The organism is Streptomyces sp. NH27 (assembly GCF_056859195.1).
Genome location: NZ_JACEGK010000148.1, coordinates 1 through 15,091 on the forward strand (window position 1 = coordinate 1; position 15,091 = coordinate 15,091).

Annotated in this window: 15 protein-coding genes and 2 pseudogenes; 10 read left to right on the forward strand and 7 right to left on the reverse strand. The window is 68.7% G+C overall.

Annotation, left to right across the window (positions count from 1 at the left end):
- Positions 1–94: 94 nt before the first annotated feature.
- The gene (locus tag AC13HU_RS14600) at positions 95–730 is read right to left on the reverse strand and encodes a toll/interleukin-1 receptor domain-containing protein (protein ID WP_483042274.1); all 636 of its coding nucleotides are present in this window, start codon (positions 728–730) and stop codon (positions 95–97) included.
- A gap of 175 nt (positions 731–905) precedes the next feature.
- On the opposite strand from AC13HU_RS14600, the gene AC13HU_RS14605 reads away from it, so the two are divergent.
- The 3 genes from AC13HU_RS14605 (at position 906) to AC13HU_RS14615 (ending at position 4,097) form a co-directional block, all read left to right on the forward strand.
- Positions 906–1,094 carry a hypothetical protein gene (locus AC13HU_RS14605; RefSeq protein ID WP_483042275.1) on the forward strand — a complete coding sequence of 63 codons (189 nt, stop codon included), beginning with the start codon at positions 906–908 and terminating at the stop codon, positions 1,092–1,094.
- Positions 1,095–1,114: 20 nt separating this feature from the next.
- Positions 1,115–2,515: an ankyrin repeat domain-containing protein gene (locus AC13HU_RS14610; RefSeq protein ID WP_483042276.1), complete on the forward strand. Its 1,401-nt coding sequence runs from the start codon at positions 1,115–1,117 to the stop codon at positions 2,513–2,515.
- A gap of 415 nt (positions 2,516–2,930) precedes the next feature.
- On the forward strand, positions 2,931–4,097 hold the full coding sequence (locus tag AC13HU_RS14615) for a hypothetical protein (protein ID WP_483042277.1): 1,167 nt from the start codon (positions 2,931–2,933) through the stop codon (positions 4,095–4,097).
- A 137-nt stretch (positions 4,098–4,234) separates the two neighbouring features.
- On the opposite strand, the gene AC13HU_RS14620 is transcribed toward AC13HU_RS14615, so the two are convergent.
- The gene (locus AC13HU_RS14620) at positions 4,235–4,528 is read right to left on the reverse strand and encodes a hypothetical protein (protein WP_483042278.1); all 294 of its coding nucleotides are present in this window, start codon (positions 4,526–4,528) and stop codon (positions 4,235–4,237) included.
- A 44-nt stretch (positions 4,529–4,572) separates the two neighbouring features.
- Here AC13HU_RS14620 and AC13HU_RS14625 point away from each other — a divergent pair, with 44 nt between their 5' ends.
- Together AC13HU_RS14625 and AC13HU_RS14630 are read left to right on the forward strand one after the other, a co-directional pair.
- Positions 4,573–4,899 (forward strand): hypothetical protein, encoded by a 327-nt coding sequence (locus AC13HU_RS14625; protein WP_483042279.1) that lies wholly within the window; start codon positions 4,573–4,575, stop codon positions 4,897–4,899.
- 191 nt (positions 4,900–5,090) lie between these two features.
- Positions 5,091–5,549 (forward strand): Imm21 family immunity protein, encoded by a 459-nt coding sequence (locus AC13HU_RS14630; RefSeq protein WP_483042280.1) that lies wholly within the window; start codon positions 5,091–5,093, stop codon positions 5,547–5,549.
- A gap of 84 nt (positions 5,550–5,633) precedes the next feature.
- On the opposite strand, the gene AC13HU_RS14635 is transcribed toward AC13HU_RS14630, so the two are convergent.
- From AC13HU_RS14635 to AC13HU_RS14645, 3 genes are all read right to left on the reverse strand, one after another.
- On the reverse strand, positions 5,634–6,641 hold the full coding sequence (locus tag AC13HU_RS14635; protein WP_483042281.1) for a DUF6301 family protein: 1,008 nt from the start codon (positions 6,639–6,641) through the stop codon (positions 5,634–5,636).
- Between the two features lie 350 nt (positions 6,642–6,991).
- Positions 6,992–8,173 (reverse strand): MFS transporter, encoded by a 1,182-nt coding sequence (locus AC13HU_RS14640; protein WP_483042282.1) that lies wholly within the window; start codon positions 8,171–8,173, stop codon positions 6,992–6,994.
- 44 nt (positions 8,174–8,217) lie between these two features.
- Positions 8,218–8,436 carry a DUF397 domain-containing protein gene (locus AC13HU_RS14645; protein WP_483042283.1) on the reverse strand — a complete coding sequence of 73 codons (219 nt, stop codon included), beginning with the start codon at positions 8,434–8,436 and terminating at the stop codon, positions 8,218–8,220.
- Between the two features lie 67 nt (positions 8,437–8,503).
- Here AC13HU_RS14645 and AC13HU_RS14650 point away from each other — a divergent pair, with 67 nt between their 5' ends.
- From AC13HU_RS14650 to AC13HU_RS14670, 5 genes and pseudogenes are all read left to right on the forward strand, one after another.
- On the forward strand, positions 8,504–9,022 hold the full coding sequence (locus tag AC13HU_RS14650) for a hypothetical protein (protein WP_483042284.1): 519 nt from the start codon (positions 8,504–8,506) through the stop codon (positions 9,020–9,022).
- Positions 9,019–11,322 (forward strand): tetratricopeptide repeat protein, encoded by a 2,304-nt coding sequence (locus tag AC13HU_RS14655; protein ID WP_483042285.1) that lies wholly within the window; start codon positions 9,019–9,021, stop codon positions 11,320–11,322. The genes AC13HU_RS14650 and AC13HU_RS14655 overlap by 4 nt, the downstream gene beginning before the upstream one ends.
- 260 nt (positions 11,323–11,582) lie before the next feature.
- Positions 11,583–12,332, forward strand: a complete 750-nt coding sequence (locus tag AC13HU_RS14660) for a hypothetical protein (RefSeq protein WP_483042286.1) — start codon at positions 11,583–11,585, stop codon at positions 12,330–12,332.
- Between the two features lie 18 nt (positions 12,333–12,350).
- Positions 12,351–12,779 (forward strand): annotated as a pseudogene (locus AC13HU_RS14665) (site-specific integrase); the annotation flags it as partial.
- A 687-nt stretch (positions 12,780–13,466) separates the two neighbouring features.
- Positions 13,467–13,771 (forward strand): annotated as a pseudogene (locus AC13HU_RS14670) (tyrosine-type recombinase/integrase).
- A 177-nt stretch (positions 13,772–13,948) separates the two neighbouring features.
- Here AC13HU_RS14670 and AC13HU_RS14675 read toward each other — a convergent pair.
- Together AC13HU_RS14675 and AC13HU_RS14680 are read right to left on the reverse strand one after the other, a co-directional pair.
- Complete coding sequence (locus AC13HU_RS14675) at positions 13,949–14,470, reverse strand: DUF4259 domain-containing protein (protein ID WP_483042287.1); 522 nt, start codon at positions 14,468–14,470, stop codon at positions 13,949–13,951.
- 6 nt (positions 14,471–14,476) lie between these two features.
- Complete coding sequence (locus AC13HU_RS14680; protein ID WP_483042288.1) at positions 14,477–14,818, reverse strand: GIY-YIG nuclease family protein; 342 nt, start codon at positions 14,816–14,818, stop codon at positions 14,477–14,479.
- Between the last annotated feature and the right edge of the window lie 273 nt (positions 14,819–15,091).

Sequence of the window (15,091 nt, forward strand, 5' to 3'; positions counted from 1 at the left end):
CTTCCGGATGGTCGAACTCGGAATGATCACGTCCGGGACCGGACCCGTAACCGCCGCCGACCCCTCATGAGCCCGCCTCTCATGAACCCGCCTCTCATGAACCCGCCTCCGTTTCGGTCGGACGAAGAGCACGGACCAGCAGGTCGATCCGCGTCTCGTACTCGGCGTCGCCGCACGTCAGATCCAACGGCACCCGAATCCGGGCGAAGGGCGGCAGTTCCACCGCCTCGGCCAGCACCGGTATGAAACGGCGGCCCCCGGAGTGCACCCGCTGGAGCAGCGCGGCGTATTCGTCCATGATCCGCGAATCACCCGTCGTCGCCCTGCTGAAGATCAACACGCCATTGGCCGATCCCAGCAACGCGCGCTCCTTCTCCAGGATTTCCACCAGCCCGGGACCGAGCCACTCGGCCAGGAAGATCCGCATCCCGCGCATGCGCAGTTGCGTGGCCAAACGGACCGCGCCCGGCTCGTCGGCTTCGGCGTACGAGATGAAGGCGTCGTAGGAAGTGGCAGGTCCGGCGGGGGCGGCGGAAGATACGGCGGAGGGCGCCGCGGAAGGTAGGGCGGAGGGTGCGGCGGAGCCGTCATCCGGTGCCGGCGTCGGTGCCGTCGCCGTCGGATCATGACGGCGCCGAAATTGACCCCTGAGCGTGACGTAGGTGAAATACGTCGCCACCACCCCGGTCACCATCGCGGCAGCCGCTACGACCAGATTCGCCCAAGCCATCCGCCGAGAGTACTGGAGCGAACTCGAGCGGACGGGGTAAAGCGCCCCTTCCGGTGGGCTGTTGGGACGCCGAGCCTCGCGGCACGGACCGGGGTCCTCCGCTCGCTACGCTGTCGCGCCCGCCGGATTCCCGGAGCGCCGGGGCGCCGGATAGCCGGAATGACGGATTCCGGGAATGCCGGAACTCCGCCCGGATGCCGGGCGCTTCCGGGTCCGGGCGCCGATTCCCGGCTACCGTCGTGATGGCGTAAGGCAGTTGGGCGAAGGGGTTGTGGTGACGGGTGCGGAGATCGCGGTCGGCTATCTGGTCGCGTGGTTGGTCCGCAAGGCCGGAAGGGTGAGCGGGCGCACGGTGGTTGAGTGATCGTTTGCTCGTCTGCCCCGATGTCAAGCAAAGGTTTGCACACCAAGGTTTTACGTCAGATCGAGCGGCTCGGCGGGACCATACCCGAGACGATCGAAATGGGAGTGCACTGGACCGACGCGCCCAAGCCGCTGCCGCCGGAGATCGAGACGCTGATGGAGATCACGTGGCCGCCGCGTACTTTGCTGGTCACCGCCGATTACGGCGACAAGGTGAGCTTCCCGCAGGGGGCCGGCGGGGGCGATCCGTTCGGGGTGGACCGGCCGTGCTTCGTGATCGGGTTCAACGATTCGACTCAGTACTACTGGGTCGTCGACCTCGACGATCCGCGGCCCGGCGATCCCTGCGTCTACCGGATCGACCACGCCATGTCCGACGAGGCGGACGCTTTCGACTGTCCGCGGCCGTTGTCCCGGATGCTGGCCGAGCTGACCGTCTACGCGCCGCCGGACTCCGCCCGGCTGGCCAACGCCTGCGCCCACGGCGAGTTGGGGACCGTGGCCGCCGCGATCGCCGCGGGTGCCCCGCTGGGGCCGGCCGAGGGTAACAGCTCGGCGATGACGCTGTTGCACTTCGCAGTGATGTCGGGCTCGGCCGAGACGGTGCGGACGCTGCTGGCCGCGGGCGCCGACATCGACGCGCGGACCGGCGGCGACACCCTCCTGAAGGAACTCGGCCTGTACCCAACCGACTTCAGCGGGGAGCGGATCGGGCGCGATGCGACACCGCTCTGGATGGCCGCCAAAGGACCGTTCCGCACCGACCGGCCCGGTCCCTCCGTGGAGGTGGTGCGGGCGCTCCTCGACGCCGGCGCCGACCCACGGGCGGCCAGTCCGATCGGCGAGACGCCGCTGCACGTCGTGGCCGAGAGCCGGTTCAGCCCGTTGCGCGAGTCGGAAGTTGCCGAGCGGCTGGAGATCATGCGCCGCCTGGTCGACGCCGGCGCGGACGTCGAGGCCGAGACCGGACTCGGTTTGACGCCGCTGATGGTGGCAGTCCACACGCCGGAGTTCGTCGCTGCGTTGCTCGACGCCGGCGCGGACCCGGTGCGACGCACCGCGTACCGGGACGTCTACAGGATCGAAGGCCTGTCCGCCCTGCACGCCGCCGCGGGCGCCAGGGCCGGGAAGGGCGCCAGGGCCGGGAAGGGCGACAGCGCCGGGGGCCTCCGGCTGATGCTCGATCGTGCCGGCGATCCCGACCCGCGCACGACGGCGGGCGCGACGCCCCTGCACTACGCGGTGCGGCTGGGGGCCGAGATCGGCAGCATCGAGACGCTCATCGCCGCCGGGGCCGACGTCAACGCCCGGATCGCCGATCCGTCCGGGCTCAGGGTCGGCAGCGACACGCCGCTCGGCATCGCCCGGGAGAAGGGCCTCGACGAGATCGCCGAGGTGCTCGCACGGGCCGGGGCAGTCTGATTCGGTCAGGGGCCGGGCCGCGTCGGTGGTACCGACGGTTCGGGATGCCGTCCATGCTCGCCGCACTCCGGCCCGAGCACCGGCAGAACGCGGCGAACGTCGGCACCAGTTGGGCGTCGACCGCCCGGCTCCCCCGTGGATCTGGTAGTACCTCATCCGCGTGGATGAAACCGGCAGTCTGTAGTCGGGTACGGGAATGAGCTGATCTTGCAGCCCTGGTGACTGCTCAGCCCTGTGGTTCATCCTCGGCGAGGATGCGGCAGCGGCCCTCGCCGTTGTCGGACCCGGCGACGATGAGAGTACACCCGCGCGTCATCTGCCTTGGATAGCAAGTGAGTTGGGCCCGCACTACTGGTGTCGGCCACCTTCGCTAGGGTCATGCCCAACCTTGATCAAGACGGCACGGGGATGGCTCATGGAGATATGGACCGACGGCACACTGGTGGTTCAGGCATGCGAGAACACCGGCACCGTACGAGCGCTACGCGACTTCGCGGTGATCGGTGAGGCGAAGGCCGAACACCTCGGCTGGAAGACGCCGTTGGCGGTTGACGTGGAGGCCGACCGGATCTGGGCCGGTAGCCCGCTCCAGGAGTTCCGGCTCAGTGACGTGTCCCCGGTCGCGGCCCATGAGGACAAGGTCTGGCGGGTGGCCGGGCTCGGCGGCGGTCGGCTCGCGGCGGTCCTTCCTCCCGTCGGCGGGGCCTGCCGATTGGCCGTCGGGCGGCCGGGCCGCTGGGAGCGTGAGGTGGTCCTCGACGGCCTCGACAACCTCGGTGATGCGGTGCTCGGTCTCGCGGCGACCAGCGAATGGCCGGCCTCCCGCGCGATCGGCGGCGACCCGACCCTGACGGTCACCGAGCACGGCCTGGTCGTCGCCGACGGACGGCGCGGGGTCGTGGCGCACTTCACCCCGGACCTGGAGCTGCTGGGGCTCTGGCATTCCGGCGGCTCCGACGAGGCCGAGCTGATCGGCTACGCCACGGCTCGCGGTGTCCTCGTGACAGCCCGCTGGGCCGCCCGTGACTCCCACGTGGGCTGGCTCACGCCCACCGGCGCCGAACATCTGCGCGACAGCTACAGCGCGTTCGCCCTGCCTGCGGGTGACGACCGGATCTGGCTGGTGGGCGACTTCGAGGTGGAACTGCTGGACCATGCCGGCAAGTCCGTTGCCACGAAGCCGGCGTCGCCCGCGCTGGTCGAGGCCGCACACGCGTCGGGGTCGTCGTGCGTGACCGGCACCACCGGCTTCGTAGAGATCGCCGCCGCCGTGGATGACGAGATCGCCGTGCGCGCTGTCAGCGTCGGTGGTCTGGTCGACATGGTCGCGATCTTCGACGGAAGCCTCAGCAAGGACGCGCGGTCGCAGGTCATGGAGGCGATATCGCGTCACAGTGCGGACCACGGCTACTCCTCCCACGAAGCCGCGGACGGTCAGGTGCAGCACCTCCTGCTGCGAAAGGTGCGGCCCGGCGCGGAAGATGACGTCGAACAGGCGGTGCTGGCCGCCGGCGCGAGTCGCGTCGAGAGGGGGGATCCGACGCGACTCCCCCAGTGCTGCGCTTCCCGGCTGTCGCGGTAACTGGGCCGAGCGGGGCCGGACCGGGTGCCTACAACCTCGGTTGCAGGCGGGAGAAGTTGATGGCGGCGTGGACGACGACCACGACGCGCCGGTTCGGCCCCGACACGGTGCGGGACCTCGGTGTGCAGAACCTCGGTTCACTCGAAGGTGAGCCGGGGGATCGGCGCGATGTCGATGCCGTAACGGCGGTAGGCGGCGGTCGTGTTCTCGCTGGTGAGTTCGTCCACGGGCAACCCGAGGGCCTCGGCCACCCGGGGGTTCCTGGCCGGTGGCGTGGTCGGGACGTCGCTCGCCGCGCTCGTCGGGGGCGGGATCACCGAGAACGCACCGCCGTCCGCAACGGGGTGGGTCCTGCCCGCGGTCCACGGACCGCTGTTCTTCCTCGCCGGCATGCCGAGGCGTGCCCGGGATGCGGCGGTCGTGCCCCGCATGGGGTTGTCGCGCGGTGATGCGGGAGCCGGGCTATCTTCTCGCCATGGATCCGCTGACGTTCGACTACGAGGACCTACATCTGCGGCTGGACCGGGGGGTGTTCGAACTGTTCTACCTGGCCGGTCCCGCTCACACCTTCCGGGTGCCGCTGCGGTGGCTCGGGGCGCTGGTGCAGTACAAGAAGCCCGACAAACCGGGCCAGTTGTTCATCGGTTCCGTACGCGATCCGAACGCCGCGCTCTACGGCACCGACCCGGCCGCCTTCCGGTACACCACCTCGCCCGCGTTCCGAGTGCCGCCCGGTGACGAGCCGTTGTTCCGCACGTACTTCACCGAGGTGGCCGCGCTCGCCGACCGGAGGGTGGTCTGACACACGAACCTGCGGAGCCGAAAGTCCTCCAGCACGACCATCTGCACATCCAGGTCGACCGGGGGATCCCGCCGCATCTCATCGTCCGGTGAACTCGGGCCCTGTGTGCGTCCCGGGTGTCGGGTAGCCGTTGACGCGTCGGAGCGTGGGTAGGGTCGGGAGCGGTCAGCGGCTTGGGAGGTCGTCGAACAGTGGAGTGGCTCGATACGGATTTCGGGTACTACGCGTTGTGTCCGGAGTCGTACCTGACGGACTGGGACGGCACCGAGGCGGATTCCGTGGGGGTCGAGTACGTCGGCCGGGTTGCTCTGCCTGGTCACGGCGAGGTGCTCACGTTGGGTGGGGAGCCGGCGGCGGTCACCTATCTCGACCGCACGATGACCTTCATCCGGTGGAGCGCGGCCGACGACGACGTCGGGCTGGAGGGCGCGGTGGAGCGGAGCATGGCGTCGGACGAGTGGCAGGACGTCTTCGACATCGCCCTCGGCGGTCGTTACGTTCTGCTGGACTCCGCGGTTCGCGGTGACGAGATCGGCGAGGCCGAGGTCATCTGGGTGGATGTGCCCCAAGGGCGTTACCGCGTCCAGTCGTTGTTCATCAACCCGTCCGAGGACGCGTCGTTCATGCTGGACCGGTTGCTGAGGATGTGAGAGTCCGTGCCGCTGCGGGGAGTCGGGGGGCGAGTTTCCGACCACCGCGGTCACGCCGTGTGGGTGTGGCCGGTAGGGCCGGCCTCAGTCCGACTCGAAGTACGCCGGCGTGATGTCGAGGGAGTTGAGCCACCACCTGGCCTCGTCGGCCAGACCGTGACCGGACCAGACGATGTCGGAGGGCCTGGCGGCGCCGTAGACCTGACGAGCTGATGCCGCGATGGCATGTCCGGCCGACTCGAGGTCGGACCGGTCTGCGGGCAGCGGCAGGTGTTGCCACCAGGTCTCCTCCTGGTGGTCACGCTCGGAGAGGTCCCCCAGGGGACGTTGGAACCCGAAGGCGGTGAGGGCGGTCTCCTGCTCGTCGGAGAGAGCAACGGCGTCCAGGGTGTCCTCCGTACCCGTCGCGATGATGCGGAGTTCGTCGCCGGATCTGGCGGTGTCGAGCACGATGACGTCGTCGACCTCGAACATGACGACATCGCCGTCCTCCAGCCGACCGAGGAAGCGTCCGAGCCCGGCGCCGAGCATGGCCCACCCGTCGTCATCGAGCGCCGGCACCGTCCCGACGGGACCGTCCTCGCCGGGAAGACGCCTCCTGCTTTCCGGGGCCGTCTCCGTGTGAATGCTCCCGCCTTCACGTATCCGAAGGCCGTTCTTGCTCTCTCCGACCAGGACGACCGCGACTCCGAGGCGGCAGAGTCTGAACACTTCAGGGCCCCGGTCCCACATCGCGACCGTGTTCTTGGGCCGCTCGTCAGGCAGGCCGAAGACGCTGATCAGTGCCTGTTCATAGCTCCGGTGCGCCGCGACGAGAGCCTCCTGGCCCTGGCGGTCGCCCTTCTCGACGACTTCGGTGAGCGTGATCATCACCTCGAGTACCAGTGACTCGTCCGGCATGGTGACAGCGAATCCGTCGATGCCGGGGAGGCCGGGGTGCTGGATCCGAACCGAGGGACAAGTGAGCGGACCAAGCGGCGTAAGCCCGACGGCCGTCAGCAGACCCCCCAACTCGTCGACAGCCCATGACCACCTGTGCGCATCGAGCCGTCGGGCGGTCTCCACCACAACATCAGCTGCCAACTGCCGCATGCATCCCCCAGAAACCGGTACCAGGCCCTCGTCAGATGAGGGAACTTGCTGACAACAGCCAACCACCCCAGCACCTTTGCCTTCACCGGCGCCTCACGACAACCGCCTTGCCGCTCACCGCGTGAGCATTGCCCACTCCGCGAACGGCGAAGCCTCCACCCCATCGCCTCGCGCCCGAGCGCACCCGGGGCGCCCCGGACTCACACGGCCGCGCCGTGCTCGCGCGTCAGCCGCCGCCACGACTCGTTCCGCCTCTGCTGACGGTCAACTCGCCTTGCCGGCCTCAGCGCTCGATCGGCGTGACCTGCCAACCGGAGCAGTGGCGCTCCCCCGGTGCGTTCGCGGTGTCGTCAGTCGGGCCGTCGCCATGGCCGCAACCCGATCGCGGATGCCAGCAGCAGCACGGCAGCGCCCCATATCGGTGCGCGCAGGCCCGCTTCGCGGGCGACGAGGCCGCCTGTCAGGGCGCCCAACCCCGCGGCGCCGACACCGAACAGGCGGAAGGCGGAAACGACACGTCCGAGCAGGTCATCGGGGGTGAGCGCCTGCCGTGCGGAGCCCGCCGCGACGCTGGTGAGAGTGGAGGCGGCGCCCAGGATCGCGAGGAAGGATCCCGCGGCGAAGGCGTTGGGGACGGCGGCGACGCCGCTCCAGGCGACGGCTTGCAACACGCTGGCGACGGCCATCATCTGCCGGTAGCTGAGCGAGCGGGTCAGTGGGGCGGCTCGCCAGCCCGCGACGATTCCGCCGAGGGCCGCGACCGCGAGCAGGGCGCCGTAGCCGGCCGTCGCGACGTGCAGCTTGCTGGTCGCGTACAGCACGAAGGTCGCCATGGAGAGGTTGTAGGCGAAGTTGTACGCGGCCATGCTCGCGGCGAGCATGCGCAACTCAGGGGTCGTACGCAGGTGTCGGAGGCCGGCGCGGATCGCCGTGATCAGCGGCGCGGTGTGCTCCGTGTCGGGGGCCATCTTCGGTAGGCGGCTGATGCAGGCGGCGGAGCATACGAAGGAGGCCGCGTCGGCGGCGAAGGGCACGGTGGCGCTGAGCGCGAAGGCGCCCGAGCCGAGTGGCGGTCCGGCCAGGGAACGCCCGATGGTGTCGATCGCCCAGTAGCGCCCGTTCACCTTCGTGAGCGCTTCTTTGCCGCGGCCGACCAGCAGCGGGATGACGGCTTGCGAGGAGGCGTCGAAGAAGCACTGAGCGGCACCGACGATCAGGATCGTCGCGGCGAGCAGCGGCAACGTGGCGTGGCCGCTCACCACGACCACGGCGAGAGCACCCAGGACCACTGCGCGCAGAAGGTCGGCCGTGATCATGACGGTCCGGCGCGGCCAGCGGTCGGCGAGTGCCCCGGCGGGCAGGCCGACAAGCAGCCAGGGGAGGTAGAAGGCCGCGGTGACCGTGGAGATCGCCAGCGGATTGCGGGTGAGGGAAGCCGCCAGCAGCGGGGCCGCGGCCATGAACGCGCCGTCGCCGGTGACGGAGATCCCGGTGGAGGCAAGCAGCGGACCGACCCGGCCGACTGTGGTCACGGGTGGGTCCGCTGCCTGGGTCGCACGGTTCTGCGGGCTCGCGCTCAGGTCGTGCTCTCCTCGGCCTCGAAGTCGCCCGCTCGTAACCCGTCCACGAAGGACGTCCATGCGGTGCGGCTGAAGGCGAGTACGGGTCCGGTGCCGTGTTGTTTGGTGTCGCGGACCCCGATCGAGGGGGTGTTCAGCGCGACTTCGACACATCCTGTGTCGCCGCTGTTGTTGCTCTTGCGCCAGAGCGCGGTCTCGAAGTTCACGTCAGCCACAAGTACCTCCGCCTTGGGGTGATGGCCAGCCTTGCCACCCAACCCGACCGGGGGAACCACGCGCAAGGTGACCGACAGGGCGATTGTGAGCCAAAATCACCAGGAGCCCATCCCACGGCATCGCGAACTGATGGACTGGGTCCAGCGGAGTCACGTCGCAGCGGAGGGTTGGATGGATCCGGAGATTACTGCGCTGGCGGGCACGGCGGGAACCACGGTGGTCACGCTCATGGCCACCGATGCCTGGCAACGTACTCGCGAGGGACTTGTCGCCGTGTGGCGGCGGGTCCATCCCGATCGTGCGGACGCCGTCGACGCCGAACTGGAGGCAACCCGGGCGGATCTGCTCACGGCCCGCGCCGCCCATGACGACCGATCCGAGGACGAACTCCGCGTTGAATGGCAGGGACGGCTCCGCAGGCTGCTGGCCGCCGACCCCGCCGTGGCCGATCAACTGAGGCGCCTGCTGGAGGAAATCGGCCCCCACGCTCCGGCCGCCGCCCCAGCGGTGCGGATGCGCGCCGACGCGACCGGACACGGCCGGGTGTACCAGGCGGGCCGCGACCAGCACATCACCGAGGCGTGAACCCGGCAGGCCCGGACGACGTCCCGGCGTCCAGCACCTCCGTCGAAGGTCAAGCGTCCGACCAGGGCCGCGTCTATCAGGCGGCCCGCGATCAGCTGATCACCGAGCACCATCACCACTATCCGCAACCCACCGTGGGCGGCCCCGGTGAACCCGGCGGCTCCTGGCCGTGGCCGGATTCTGTACGTGTCGCCCTGGCCGAACGGGCCCCGAAGATCCTCCGCAATCGATCAGGTCTGCGAGCCGCACTCACTGCGGCGATCGGCGAGAGCCACGGCATCCACGTCGTCCACGGCATGGGCGGCTGCGGAAAGACCTCACTCGCGCACTGGGCCTTCCAGGAGGCGCTGAACCAGGACCGGGTAGCGCTGTGGGTGAGCGCCTCGGACCGAACGACGCTACGCGCGGGGATGCTCGCTGTTGCCGCCGACCGTGGTGCGGCTCCGGGGGAGGTGGTCGCCGCTCAGCTCGGCCAGCGCGCTGCCGCCGACTTGGTGTGGCACTACCTGGACCGTTCACCCCAGCCCTGGCTGCTGGTCATCGACAACGCCGACGAGCCCAGTCTCCTGGGGGAAGGCGGTTGGCTGCGCGCGAGCACGGCCGGAACGGTCCTGGTCACCTCTCGCCGCTCCACGGCCGCACTGTGGCGCGGCGCCAGGATGCACCGGCTCGACGTTCTGCCCCTGGACGACGCCGCGCAGGTCTTGTGTGATCTCGCTCCGGACGCGGGAAGCATCCAGGATGCGAAGTCCGTGGCCCGACGACTGGGCTGCCTTCCGCTGGCATTGAACCTCGCCGGTTCCTATCTGGCCCACCAACTCCTGGAGTCGTGGACGATGAGTGACTACCACGATCGCCTGCAAGACGACGCCGCCGGCCTGATCGACCAAGGCGCACAAACGCAGGACTCGCGGCACCTGGTTTCCCGAACCTGGCAGCTCACCCTGGACGACCTCACTGCTCACGGTGTGCCCGAAGCCACCACGCTGCTGAGACTCCTGTCCTGCTTCGCCGCGGATCCACTGCCCTTGACGCTCTTCGCCCGCAACGCCGTCAACAGGGCAGACCTGGAATCACTCGAACCGCCCCTACGAATAGCCCAGTTGGAGTCAGCGCTGCGGGGCCTGCTGGATCACTCCCTGGCCACCCTGTATACGGGCTCCGGTGAGGTTCGCTGCATCCAAGTCCATGGCCTCCTGCTGGAGAGCGTGTACGGCGGCATCCCCGCGCCGCAGCGCCCCGGCTACGTACGCGTCGCCATCAACCTGCTGCGAGCGGTCGCCCCGGCACAGGACGCCGCGTCCATCAATGCCGAGCAACTCAGGCTCATCACCCCGCACATCACCGCGCTGCTGCACCACGTCGACGAGGCCACCGTCTCCCCAGCCGTCGGAATTGCCGTACAGGTCGCCCAGTGCGTGCATGAAACCGGCGACTACTCCGCCGCGATCGCACTCGCAAACCTCGCCGGCGACATCTCCCAGCGCCTCCAGGGGGCGACGCACCCCGACACCCTCAGCGCCCTTCACCAGCAGGGGGATTCGCTCCGCCGACTGGGCAAACTCACCGAAGCCGAGCAACTGCTGCGTCGCGTCCACCAAGAGCGCACCGAAGTCCTGGGCGCCGAACACCCCGACACGTTGCGCACCGCCGCGCTGCTGAGCCTGCCGCTCTACCTCCTCGGACGGCATGACGAAAGCCTGACCTGGCTCGGCGACGCCATCGAGGGCCAGCGCCGGGTCCTGGGCGAGGACCACGTCGACACCCTCAAGAGCCGCGCCCTGAACCTGGAGTTCCTCGCCGAGACCGGCCGCACCGACACCTTCGTACGCGAGGGGCCCGACACGGTCGCCGGCTGCGAGCGCGCCCTCGGCCCCGAGCACCCCGTGACCGTCATCGCCTACAGCAACTACGCCCTCGGCCTGCTCCACACGGCCGCTCCCGATGAGGCCGAGGCCGCGGCGCGCCGTGCCCTGGAAGCCCGCATCCGTCTGCACGGCCCGGACCACCCGCTCGTGTGCTCCGCCAAGCTGGTCCTCAGTTGGGCCCTGATGCTGGACGGCAGCCACGACGAAGCCGTCACCATGATGCGCGACGCCACAGAGGGCCGCGAACGCCTCCTGGGACCCCAACACCCCCTCACGACCAAGGCCCGCATCCTCCTCGCGGAACGCCTCGCCGCGGCCGGTCGACACGACGAGGCACAACAGCTCCTACGCGAGAACCTCACGGCCGCGGAGGGCGTATACGGCATGACCGACCCCGACTTGATCCGGGTCCGGGCTCTCTACTCCAACTGACGAAGGTTCTCCCCCGAAGGAGGATTCCGAGAAGCTGCGGTCCGGCTCGTACTTCGTTCTGGTACTGGTGCAACGCGCCTCCCCGGAACTGGAAGTGGGGGTTCCCCGACACGTCCTGGTGACTTCTCTCGCGCCACCTCTCGCGACGGCATCGGCGGACACCAGGGTGACGGGCAGGTCGTGTGACGCCGAGGAGGATTCCATGCGCCGCCGTATGATGCTCACCGCCACGGCGGCTGCCGGGCCGGCCGCCCTTGCTGATGGGGCTGGACGAGGCCCTGGCGGATACTCCGGCGCCGCGGGAGACCGGGCCGTTGGACGTACGGCTGAACGCGGCGCGCGCGTTGTACGACAAGGGCGCACACCGGCAGTTGCTCGGCGCGCTGCCGGGACTGTTCGCGGATGCGCACGCAGCCGCCGCCTCACGGCGTGAGCCGGACCAGGCCCGGCTCGCCGCCGTCTACAGCCTCGCCTCCGCCGTACTGGTCAAGCTCGGCTGGTACGAACGCGCGCGGCTCACCGCGGACCGGGCCCGCACCTGGGCGCAGGTCTCCGGTTCGCCAATCGTGACGGCAGCCGCCACACGGGAGTTGGCGACCGGGCTGCGCCACCAGGACCAGAGGGCCGCCGCGCGGCGGCTCATGGCGTCGGCAGCCGCGGATGTGGAGGCGACCGGGCTGCGTACCGATGCAGCGGCGGCGGCGTATGCGCAAATATTGTGCACCCTCGCCTACACCTCCGCCCGGGACGGGCAGCGCGGCGATGCACTGGCGATGACCGAGGAGGCCCGCCGCACCGCGCGGCGGCTGCCCGCGACCGTACCGGCGGGACGGCTGTTCCCGATCAGTCAAGCGGCGGTCGACCTGTACGCGGTCAGCGTGCACTGGGCCCTCGGAGACGCGGGCGCCGCGGGTAGAGGCTGGGCGGAACCTACGCGCGGAACAGTTCCCGACGGCCGAGCGGAAGGCCCGGATGGGTACGGACATGGCTTGTGCATAGGCGGTCACTGACCGGTGTAGCTTCCGCCGATGCGGATCGAATCGACGTGGACAGTGCACTTCGCCAGCCGGGACTTACCCGAGCTTGAGGACGTGCCTCCCTACCTGTACGAAGCCCGGGAGGGGTGCGTTTCGTGGCTGGATGAGACAGGGGTGCCCGACGGGCTGCCGTACCTGCTCTCGCCGCGTTTCGAGTACGACGTGGTGCTCAACTCGTACTTCTTTCAGGCGAATCTGCTGACCGCCCCGTGGAATAGCAACGCGAACCGAGCGCGAGCGCTGGCCCGCTTCTGCGGCTTTTTGCACGTCGCGCGCGGAGGGAAGTCGTGGCGGCAGGCCACGGAGGCTGATCACATCGCATTCCACCAGTGGCGGCGGCGCGACGAGGCCGGGCCACGGGTCGAGGGCGATACCTGGAACCAGGAAGTCGCCCTCGTGAACCAGTTCTTCGAGTGGGCGGTCCGCAAAGGACACGTGACGGAGAACCCCATTCCACAGCGCTTGGCCAAGCCCGGCCCGCCGGGCACGGTGCTGGGCCCTCGCGCGTCGGCAACGGTGCCTGCCACCTACGCGCACGACGAGAACGGCGAGCGCATCGAGTGGATGCCGCCGCGGACCTACCGGCTCTGGCGGGACGTCGGACTCCGCGGCTATGGTCCGGACGGACTGCCGTCCGGTCACTTCCGGGGCCGGTGGGCCTCTCGCAACACGGCCTTCTCCGACCTGATGGTGCGCACGGGAGAGCGCCTGACCGAACAGTCCTGCCTCTCCGTCTTCGAGGTTCCCTCCCGCACCGATGTGACTGGCTACCAGCGCTTTTGGCTGCCGGGAGCCATCGCGAAGAACTTCTCCGCCCGCTGGGTCTACGTCCCGCACAGCCTGGTGCTGGACATCGCCGACTACGTGCAGTGGGACCGGGCGGACGCCGTGGAGCGGGCCCAGGCGGCGGGCCGCTACCAGCGCATCCGCCGTCCCTTGGTGATCAGCGACCCGGACCGGCCGGAGGTCGTCCACGCGCTGTCTGCCGGCGGGATCACGCGGATGCGGCTGAGCGATCTGACCCCGGCTGAGCGCTACCGGCTGCTGCGGGAGACGGAGAGCGGGCTGGAGCCGGCGATGCTCTGGCTGACCGAGGACGGCGTGCCGATGTCGGTCTCGGGCTGGAAGGCCGTGTTCACCACGGCCAACGAACGCTGCCGCGCGGCCGGTCTTGACCTCGCGGCCCACGCTCACCTGCTGCGTCACACGACCGCGACCCTGCTCCTGGAACAGGGCATCGACCTCGTCGTGATCAAGGAGTTGTTGGGCAAGCCCACATCGGCGTCACCACCGGCGTCTACGCCCACGTCCGACTCCGACTCCAGCGCCGAGCCATCGACACCCTCAGCAACGCGCTCAGCCCCACCGGCAACGACCCCGATGACCCACCCACGACAACCGTCGTCCGCTGACGTTGCCGTCACCGTTGCCGTCAAACGACCCGAGGGTCCCCTCCGCGCAGAAGCGCGGAGGGGACCCTCGCATTTGCCGGGCTACCGAATTCTCCATGATCAGATGACGTGACGAAGTCACGGCTCACGCATTCATGACCCTTCATTCAGTTGATTCAGATAGCCACCTTGAAGGTATTACCAAAGGCCTTCCTGGATGGATTCATCCTCATGCGCAGCTCGCCTACCCCTCTGTGGCCCTTGCTTTTGACCTTCGGCGCCTGGAGCGGAGAGGGGAACCCCAGCAGTACTTTCCCTGCCAAGCACTGCTTTCAGCCTTCGGAGCATTGCAAGCCATTCAGCACCTTCCTCCTCCACGCTCCAGTCGTCCCGCAAGTCATTGCTTGTGGCGAGTAGGCGAGAAATCGCTTCGAGCGCCAGGGGTACCAGCTCTTTCAGAATCTGCGGAATCTCACCATTCGGCCCCCACGTCGCAGATTGAAATTCATCGCCGCCCTCAACCCCTCGGACTGTCAACGCAGCGGCAGCGATTGCCAGCTCTGCTCTACCACCATCGATATGCGAGCTGCCGTCGCCCGCCACCGAGGCGAGGGCAGCTCGGATCGCCTGAATTCGCCTAGACAGCGGAGCGGCATCCAGATCGCCAGCAAAGTCTGCGGCGCCATCGTTATCGAATGGCCCGTATCCCCATTTCCCCATATCGCCCTACTCGAACGGGAGTTCAGGCTGAGTCGCCTGGCGCTTGTTGTAGAGGTTTCGACCAAACCCCTCAATGCCGCTACTGAGCTTAAAGCCCATCTTTTCGAACTGAACCTTCATGATGTGCTCTCGGATTCTTAGAGCCGTGTCATCTCCGCACACATGGATGCAAATGACAGGCCCATCCTTGTCTCGCCTGCCCAAGTCTGCATGCTTGTTCAGTCGAACGTTAAAGTTGTTGGCCTTGCCGATATACACGTGGCCAGGCTTCGACTTATCGTCGAATATATAGACGCCTTGATTCTTGTTGCAATTGTGAACCAGGACCGGCGTGACCCCCGCCAGCACATAGTACGTGTGCTACGCAACCCCTCTCTATCTGCGTATTCGCAGATCAGCGGCGGTTTCGGGTTCCGCTAGTGTCCGTGGTTGTGCGGGGGAACTCGCACAGTTCCACACCCTCACCCACCCCACCCAGCACCTGGAGGCCACCGCCACAACCCTTTCCGAAGAGCCGGTGCCCGACGTAGCACCGTCTCCCAAATCGGCACTCCCGACGCCCGTCCCAGACGTCGGTGCCTCCCCGGCCGAGAAGCTGGCGCCCACTCCGTCTCTGGCCGC